The sequence below is a fragment of the uncultured Oscillibacter sp. genome (assembly GCF_900546705.1).
GTDB lineage: Bacteria > Bacillota > Clostridia > Oscillospirales > Oscillospiraceae > Oscillibacter.
In genome coordinates, this window is record NZ_URDP01000011.1 from 44127 (window position 1) to 51732 (window position 7606).

General features: G+C 63.4%; 9 protein-coding genes. 2 read left to right on the forward strand and 7 right to left on the reverse strand.

From position 1 onward, the window contains the following. Positions 1–81: 81 nt before the first annotated feature. The 7 genes from QZS13_RS04035 to rsmD form a co-directional block, all read right to left on the reverse strand. Entirely contained in the window at positions 82–2547 is a 2466-nt protein-coding gene (locus QZS13_RS04035; RefSeq protein ID WP_295585795.1) for a penicillin-binding transpeptidase domain-containing protein, read from the reverse strand. An 84-nt stretch (positions 2548–2631) separates the two neighbouring features. Continuing rightward, positions 2632–3192 carry a hypothetical protein gene (locus tag QZS13_RS04040; RefSeq protein WP_295585797.1) on the reverse strand — a complete coding sequence of 187 codons (561 nt, stop codon included), beginning with the start codon at positions 3190–3192 and terminating at the stop codon, positions 2632–2634. 36 nt (positions 3193–3228) lie between these two features. Then, complete coding sequence (rsmH, locus tag QZS13_RS04045) at positions 3229–4191, reverse strand: 16S rRNA (cytosine(1402)-N(4))-methyltransferase RsmH (RefSeq protein WP_295585799.1); 963 nt, start codon at positions 4189–4191, stop codon at positions 3229–3231. A 6-nt stretch (positions 4192–4197) separates the two neighbouring features. Then, positions 4198–4641 (reverse strand): division/cell wall cluster transcriptional repressor MraZ, encoded by a 444-nt coding sequence (mraZ, locus tag QZS13_RS04050; RefSeq protein ID WP_295585802.1) that lies wholly within the window; start codon positions 4639–4641, stop codon positions 4198–4200. A gap of 380 nt (positions 4642–5021) precedes the next feature. Then, the gene (locus QZS13_RS04055) at positions 5022–5549 is read right to left on the reverse strand and encodes a hypothetical protein (RefSeq protein WP_295585805.1); all 528 of its coding nucleotides are present in this window, start codon (positions 5547–5549) and stop codon (positions 5022–5024) included. Beyond that, complete coding sequence (gene coaD, locus QZS13_RS04060; protein ID WP_295585808.1) at positions 5539–6045, reverse strand: pantetheine-phosphate adenylyltransferase; 507 nt, start codon at positions 6043–6045, stop codon at positions 5539–5541. The genes QZS13_RS04055 and coaD overlap by 11 nt, the downstream gene beginning before the upstream one ends. A gap of 4 nt (positions 6046–6049) precedes the next feature. Next, positions 6050–6613: a 16S rRNA (guanine(966)-N(2))-methyltransferase RsmD gene (gene rsmD / locus QZS13_RS04065; protein WP_295585810.1), complete on the reverse strand. Its 564-nt coding sequence runs from the start codon at positions 6611–6613 to the stop codon at positions 6050–6052. Between the two features lie 244 nt (positions 6614–6857). Here rsmD and QZS13_RS04070 point away from each other — a divergent pair, with 244 nt between their 5' ends. Together QZS13_RS04070 and QZS13_RS04075 are read left to right on the forward strand one after the other, a co-directional pair. Continuing rightward, the gene (locus tag QZS13_RS04070; RefSeq protein ID WP_295585814.1) at positions 6858–7208 is read left to right on the forward strand and encodes an Asp23/Gls24 family envelope stress response protein; all 351 of its coding nucleotides are present in this window, start codon (positions 6858–6860) and stop codon (positions 7206–7208) included. 16 nt (positions 7209–7224) lie between these two features. Beyond that, positions 7225–7606, forward strand: a 382-nt coding sequence (locus tag QZS13_RS04075; protein ID WP_295585817.1) for a DAK2 domain-containing protein, incomplete at its 3' end; no start/stop codon positions are given.

A 7606-nucleotide genomic window follows, 5' to 3' on the forward strand; every position in this document is an offset into this window, starting at 1 on the left:
GCCACCCTTCATTATAAGCAGATGATTTTGCGAAATATACGGCAGAACGTGCCGATTTCCTTGCAGAAAGTGCGGTGGAGCTCAGTCCAGCACGGAGCTGTCGCCGAACTGGACGGTGACTACGCTGCCCGCCTCCAGCTTGGAGCCGGCGGCGGCGCTCTGGCTGATGGCCCGGACGCTGCCGGAGCTGACGGTGGTGGCGCCGGAGACCTTCATGATGAGGCCCGCGTTGGTCAGGGCCTCGTTGGCCGCCGAGGCGGTCTTGCCCACCACGTTGGGCACGGTGCACGGCTCGTCGGACTTCTCCGCCCCCAGGTAGAGGATGATGGTGGCGTTGTTGGGCACGATGGCGCCGCCGGCGGGGGTCTGGTCGGTGACGGTTGCGCCGTCGCCCACGGTCCGGCAGGCAAAGCCCACGCTCTCCAGCTTCTCCTTGGCCTCGGCGGCGGTCTTGCCCACCACGTTGGGCACGGTGGCGTCGGCGCCCACCAGCTCTTCGGCGGTGTAGTCGGGCTCGATGCCAAGGTAGGGCAGAATTTCGCTCATGATGGAGCTGGCGGTGGGGGCCACCATGGTGCCGCCGAACACGGCGGTGCCGGTGGTGCGGCTGGGGGTGTCCATGGTCAGCAGCATGATGATCTGCGGATCGTCCGCCGGAGCAAAGCACATGAAGGACACCACCACGTCGCCGGTGCCGGTCTTGTCGGCGGTGCCGGTCTTGCCGCCGATGCGGTAGCCGGCCACCTGGCCGTTGCGGCCGCCGCCGCTGGCGACCACGTACTCCAGGCACTCCCGGACGGTGGCGGACGTCTCCTCGCTGATGACCTGGCGGACGGTGTCGGTGGTGTGCTGGAAGACCACGTTGCCCTCGTCGTCGAGGATCTGGTTGACGATGTAGGGGGTGTAGAGGTAGCCGCCGTTGATGCAGGCGGCCTGGGCCCGGATCAGCTCCAGGGGGGTGACGTTGAAGGTCTGGCCGAAGGAGTAGGAGGCCAGGGACACCACGTTGGAGTTGAAGCTGTCCTCGTCGGCGAAGATGCCGGACACCTCGCCGATCATGTCCACGCCGGTCTTTTCCATGAGGCCGAAGGACTTGAGGTACTGGTAGTAAGTCTCAGTGCCGATCTTGAGGCCCATGGTGATGAAGGCGGGGTTGCAGGAGTTGCCCACCGCCTGTTCCAGGGTCTGGAGACCGTGGCCGGAGTGGTTGGAGCAGTTGATGGGCTTGCTCCAACCCTGGACCCGGATGGAGCCGGTGCAGTTGAAGGTGGTGGACATATCCACCAGGTCCTCCTCCAGGGCGGTGGCCAGGGTGATGGGCTTGAAGGTGGAGCCGGGCTCATAGGTGGAGTCGATGCACTTGTTGCGCCACTGGGCGCTCATGACGGAGCTGGTGGCCTGGCTGACGGCGGCCTGGTAGTCCTCCTCCGTTTTGTAGGACCCCCGGTCGGCGGCCAGGGCCTGGAGCTTTTCCTCCAGCTGGGCCTTGAGCTTTTCGTCGTAGACGGTGCCGTAGTCGTTGGGGTCGTAGTTGGGGTAGGAGGCCATGGCCAGAATGGCTCCGGAATTGACGTCCATGACGATGCCGGTGGCGCCGTTGGCGGCGTCGTACTTGGTGGCCATGCTCTCGATGCCCTTTTCCAGGTAGTACTGGATGTTGCTGTCCAACGTGAGCACCAGGTTCTTGCCGTTTTCGGCGTCGTAGTACTGCTCGTACTGGTAGAGCAGGTCGCTGCCCACGGCGTTTTTGGCGGTGACGGTGAGTCCGGCGGTGCCGGTGAGGACGGAGTCGTACTTGGCCTCCAGTCCCACGCCGCCCACGTTGTCGCCGTTGACGAAGCCCAGCACGTTGGCGGCCAGGGTGCCGTAGGGGTAGTAGCGCTTGGAGCCGGGCTCCATGTAGACGCCCCGGATCTTCACCGGGCTCCGGGAGGGGTCCTCCTTGAGGACGGTCTTGCCGGCGGCGGTCTCCATGGTGATCTCGTTGCCCTCGGTGTCGATCTCGCCGTTGATGAAGCGGCGCACCTCGTCGGCCACCTCCTGGTCCACCCGCTTTTTGATGATCTCATACATGGACGAGGTCTTTTCCATCTTCTCGAGAATGGTGGCCGGGTCCACATCCAGGATGCGGCCCAGGCCCTCGGCGATGTAGTCCTTGTCGCGGACGATGGGGGGCGTGTAGGCGGTGCCCTTCTCGGCGGCCTCCTGGGCGGCCTCCTCGGCGCTCTTTTCCGCCTCGTCCAGGTAGTTCTGGATCTCGTAGGGGGAGATGAACACGGTCTCCGCCGTGGCGGAGATGGCCAGGGGCAATCCGTTTGCGTCGTAGATGGTGCCTCGGGAGGCGGTGATGACGGTGCTGCGGGTCTGCTGGGCCACCGCCTTTTCCTGCAAGTCGTCGTGCTGGCGGATCTGCAGGTCGAAGAGCTTCCAGAACAGCAGTACAAAGGTGACCACGCCCAAAAGCGCCATCATCAGCACCGTCCGGCTGCGGACCACCTGGTTGGCCCGGCGGGCGGCGTCACTTTTTCTGCGGGATACGTTTGCCATGCTATGCCTCCGTTTTGTCGCAAACGGGGAGTAAGAAAGCATCACCCTTCTTACTCCCCACTGTCAATGCATTATAGTGCCCGGTCAGTCAAAATATTCCACCACTGCGTAGACCCCGTGGTGCAGCGAGTCGAGGATCTGGCTCAGGAGGCCGGGCTCCTTCTGCTCGTAGACCACGGCGCTGTCCCCCTCGCTCAGGTCGATGTAGGAGACCTGGCTGCTGCTGGGCTTGCTCATTCCGGCGGCCTCGGCGGCCTCCTTGATGGTGTTGAGATCAAACATCCGCTCGTACTGGGCCGTGAGGACCACGTTCTCCTCCTGGAGCTGGGAGAGCTGGCTTTGCAGCTCCACCGTCTGGGAAGAGAGGGCCGTGAGCTGTACATAGTTCAAAAGCACCAGCACCGCCAGCACGGCCACCGCGGCGAAGCCCACCACGGAAAAGACGGACAGCGACTGCTTTTGGCGCACCTGTACCTTGGAGATGCTGCGGACCTTGGGTGTTTCCAGCGCCTGCTCCCGCCGCCGGGGCAGCTCCCCCGCGTGGCGCAGCTCCCGTTCCCGAAGCTCCCGGTCCAGATCATATGCCAGATTCCCGTAGACCGCGCCGCTTTGCCGGTAGCGCAGTTCTTTTGTTGCAGAAGACAACCAGAGTCCCTCCTCTTTTCATCACACGCAGCGCCGTCAAAACGAGGGCGCGTTCACTTCCGTCGTCCCGCAGGCCTCCGCCACCCGCAGCTTGGCGCTGCGGGCCCGGGGATTTTCCTCCAGCTCTTGGGCGCCGGAGACAATGGGCTTGCGGGTCAAAATCCGTATCCGCGGCTTTTTCCCGCACACACACACGGGAAATTCCGGCGGGCAGGTGCATCCCCTGGCCATCTCCTGCATGGACCGCTTGACGATGCGGTCCTCCAGAGAGTGGAAGGTGATGACGGCCAAATGTCCGCCGGGGCGGAGGTTGTCCACCGCCGAAGAGAGCATGGGGGGCAGCTCGTCCAGCTCGCCGTTGACGGCGATGCGGATGGCCTGAAAGCTGCGCTTGGCCGGGTGCTGCTTTTCCCGCAGCGCCGCCGGCGGCATGGCCCCCTTGATGATGTCCACTAATTCCAAAGTCGTCTCCACAGGCTTTGTCTCCCGGGCGCGGACGATGGCCCGGGCGATGGCGGGGGCGTAGCGCTCCTCACCGTAGTCGTAGAGGATACGGCGCAGCTCGTCGCCGCTCCAGGTATTGACGATCTCATAGGCCGTCAGGGCCGCGGAGCGGTCCATGCGCATGTCCAGGGGGGCGTCGTGCATGTAGGAAAAGCCCCGGGACGCGTCGTCCAGCTGGGGCGAGGAGACGCCCAGGTCGAAGAGCATGCCGTCGGCCCCTTCCACGCCGCACTCCTTCAGCACCTCCCCCAGCCGGGAGAAGTTGCTGTGGACCAGCGTCACGCGGTCCAGGTAGGGCGCCAGCCGGACGCGCGCCGCGTCGATGGCGGCCATGTCCCGGTCGATGCAGATGAGCCGGCCGCTCGTCAGCCGTTTTGCGATCTCCAGGGAGTGGCCGGCCCGGCCCAGGGTGCCGTCCACATAGATTCCGTCCGGGCGGATGTGCAGGGCCTGGATGCACTCTTCCAGCAGCACAGGCCGATGGGTGTATTCCACGTGCCCTCACCCCCGGTTCCGGCGGACACGGGCCAGGGCATCCATGGCCGCCGCCATATCGTTGTTTTCCAGCATGGACTTCTCCCGGGCCGACCAGGTATCCTCGTCCCAGATCTCGGCAAAGGTATTCATGCCCACGATGGTTGCCGTCTTTTTCAGCCCCGCGTACTTGCGCAGCGTGGCGGGGATCAGCACCCGCCCCTGGCCGTCGGGCTCGCAGGGCACCGCGTTGGCGTAGAGGAGGGTCAGGGCCCGGGCCTCGGTGTAGGGCAGCTCGTCCATGTCCTCGGACATCTGCTCCCACTTGGCCTCCGGGTAGATGGTCAGGCACCCCTCGGCGCCGATGGTGATGTAAAACAGGCTTCCCAGGGCCTCCCGCATGGCGGAGGGGATCACCAGGCGGCCCTTGGAGTCGATGCTGTTGTTGGATTTTCCCATCAGCCGCGCCATGGCCGCGCCCCCCTTTTGCCCGTTTTCGGGGGCAACTTTGGGCGCGAATGCCACTTTGCTGCCTCAACTACCCACAATTCCCCACCGTTAATTTCGAGTATAAGCGATCTAATTCAGGATTGCAAGGATTTTTTTCCGACCTGAAACCGGGAAAAACGGGAGATTTTCCCTAAAAACCTGTCTAAATTCGGCATTTAAAACAGGTGTTCGATTGTCCTGTGGGAAGTTTACGTAAAATCGCAAACGGCCTCCGGCACAAGATCTTGTGCCGGAGGCCGTATTTTCTGCACTTTTTTCTCAACATTTCGGAAAACGGAAAAAAGTTTCCCCAAATGTTTCGTCGTTTTTTACAAAATTTTTTCCGTTATGGTCGACCCCGCTCAGGTCTCGTCGGCGTCGTCGGAACGCTCGGTCTTTCCGTCCAGCTTGTCCCGCTGCTCCTGCATCTTGGCGGCAGAGGCGGAGCGGAACCGGACCCGGGACTGCTTGACCTCGTCCAGAGCGGCCTGGACGGCCTCCTCCGTGCGGGCCAGGGCGTCCTCGGCGTACTCGTTGGCCACCTGGTAGAGCTGGCGGGAGCGGTCCTCGGCCCGGGCGATGATCTGGCGGGCCTTCTCCTTGGCGGCGTAGAGCACCTCGCTTTCGGAGACCTTGGTCTTGGCCTCCAGCTCCGCCTGGCGCATCATGCGGTCCACGTCCCGCTTGGCGTCGTCCACGAACTTCTCCCGGGCGGAGAGGAGCTCCTGGGCCCGCTTGATCTCCACAGGCAGCTGGGCCCGCAGCTCATCCAGCAGGTCCAGCATCTCGTCCCGGTCCACCATGCTCATGTTGGGCTTGAGGGCGGGGGACTTGGCGTCCTCGATCCGCTCGTAGATCATGTCGATCAGTCGGTTGATATCATTGGCCATTTGGCTCATCCTTCCTTTTCTCTGTCAGCTCCCGCACCAGGGGAATGATGGACGCGGGGAGATATTTTTCCAGGGGCTGGCCGTAGCGGATCATCTCCCGGGCCATGGAGGAGCTGAAGTGCTGGTAGGCCGGGGAGGCGGGCAGCAGCATGGTCTCCAGCCCCGGCTGGATGTCCTGGTTGATCTGGGCCAGCTGGTATTCCACGTCGAAGTCCGACGTGTTGCGCACGCCCCGGACGATGGCGGCGGCGTGGCGGCAGACGGCGTAGTCCGCCAGAAGGCCGGAGAAGAGCTCCGCCTCCACGTTGGGCAGCTCCGCCACGGCGGTGCGCACCAGCAAAAGCTTTTCCTCCGGGGTGAACATTTGGTTTTTCTTTTCCGCGTTGGGGCTGACGCACACATACACCTTGTCGAAGCAGGCGGCGCTGCGGCGGATGATGTCCAGGTGGCCCAGGGTGATGGGGTCAAAGCTGCCCGAGCAAACGGCTGTTTTCATGGGGTCATTCCTCGTTTTGTTCGTTTCCGCCCCGGCGGTACATGGTCACGGCGATCTTGCCGTAGCGGTAGGTCCGCTGGAGCCGGTAGGGCGCGGAGAGGGCGGGAAGCGCCTTCTGCGCCGGGTGTTCCGCCATTATTATACCATGCGGGGAGAGAATGTCAAACCTGGCGATGTGGGCAATGGCGGGCTCCAGGAGGCCGGCGGCGTAGGGCGGGTCCAGGAAAATAATGTCAAACTTCTCCCGCAGTCCCTTCAAAAATTCCATGGAGTCGGCGCTCACCACCCTTGCCCTGTCGGCAAGGTCCGTGACCTTCAGGTTGTCCCGGATGAGCTTCACCGCGTCGGGCCGCCGGTCCACGAACACGGCCTGGGCGGCGCCCCGGCTCAGGCACTCGATGCCCAGCTGGCCGGTGCCGGCGAACAGGTCCAGCACCCGGCGGCCCTCGATGTCGAATTGCAGGGCGTTGAACATGCCCTCCTTGACCCGGTCGGTGGTGGGACGGGTCTCCATCCCCTCCAGCTCTCCCAGGCGGCGGCCTCTGGCCGTGCCGGTAATCACGCGCATTCCCTTTCCCCTTTCCCGGGGGGCACAAGGGGCCCCGCCGCATAAACTGTCCCCTATTTTACGGCAAAGGCGGCCGCATTTCAATAGCCCCAGGCAGGTTTTGCCGGTGTTTTTAGGGCTTGTGCTTTCCGGCGGTATCGTTTATAATATACTTCTAAAAGTGTATACTGCTTTTGGCACGGTCAAGGCAACCGGCGCGGCCTCTCCCGCGCCGTGACAATACTGGGAAAGAAAGGACGTTCTCATGATTCAATTCAAATCCGATCAAGGTGAGATCTCCGTCAGCAGCGCCGTATTTTCCAACATCACCGGCATTGCCGCCACCAACTGCTTCGGCGTCAAGGGCATGGCCTACCGCTCCATGACCGACGGCCTGGTGCACCTGCTGCGCCGGGAGGCCATGAGCAAGGGCGTGAGCATCACCTATCACGACGACAACTCCATTTCCATCGAGCTCCACATCATTGTGGAAAACGGCGTCAACCTCCCGGCTGTGTGCAGCTCCATTATGAATGAGGTGCGCTATGTCGTCACCAAGAACACCGGCGTCACCGTGAAGGCTGTGGACGTGTGTGTGGATTCCATGACGCTGTGAGGGAGGAAACGAACGAATGAACGAACAGATCACCGGCGCGGTGTTCAAGCGGATGGTGCTCCACGGCGCCGCCGCCATCACCGCCCAGAAGCAGGCCATCAACGACCTGAACGTGTTCCCTGTGCCTGACGGCGACACCGGCACCAACATGTCCATGACCATCGGCGCCGCCGTCACGGAGCTGGGGAAGGCCGCCCCCGCCACCGTGGACCAGGCGGCCTCCGTCACCGCCTCCGCCCTGCTGCGGGGCGCCCGGGGCAACTCCGGCGTCATTTTGTCCCTTTTGTTCCGGGGCCTCTCCAAGGCCCTCAAGGGCCACGAGAGCGCGGACGCCGCCACGTTTGCCGCCGCCATGCAGGAGGGCGTCTCCGCCGCCTACAAGGCGGTGATGAAGCCCG

What these genes read in the sequence shown, in the direction of transcription:
- QZS13_RS04070 (WP_295585814.1), top strand. Translation starts at nt 6,858, where the DNA reads ATGATTCAATTCAAATCCGATCAAGGTGAGATCTCCGTCAGCAGCGCC.
- QZS13_RS04055 (WP_295585805.1), bottom strand. Translation starts at nt 5,549, where the DNA reads ATGGCCAATGATATCAACCGACTGATCGACATGATCTACGAGCGGATC.
- coaD (WP_295585808.1), bottom strand. Translation starts at nt 6,045, where the DNA reads ATGAAAACAGCCGTTTGCTCGGGCAGCTTTGACCCCATCACCCTGGGC.
- rsmD (WP_295585810.1), bottom strand. Translation starts at nt 6,613, where the DNA reads ATGCGCGTGATTACCGGCACGGCCAGAGGCCGCCGCCTGGGAGAGCTG.
- QZS13_RS04035 (WP_295585795.1), bottom strand. Translation starts at nt 2,547, where the DNA reads ATGGCAAACGTATCCCGCAGAAAAAGTGACGCCGCCCGCCGGGCCAAC.
- mraZ (WP_295585802.1), bottom strand. Translation starts at nt 4,641, where the DNA reads ATGGCGCGGCTGATGGGAAAATCCAACAACAGCATCGACTCCAAGGGC.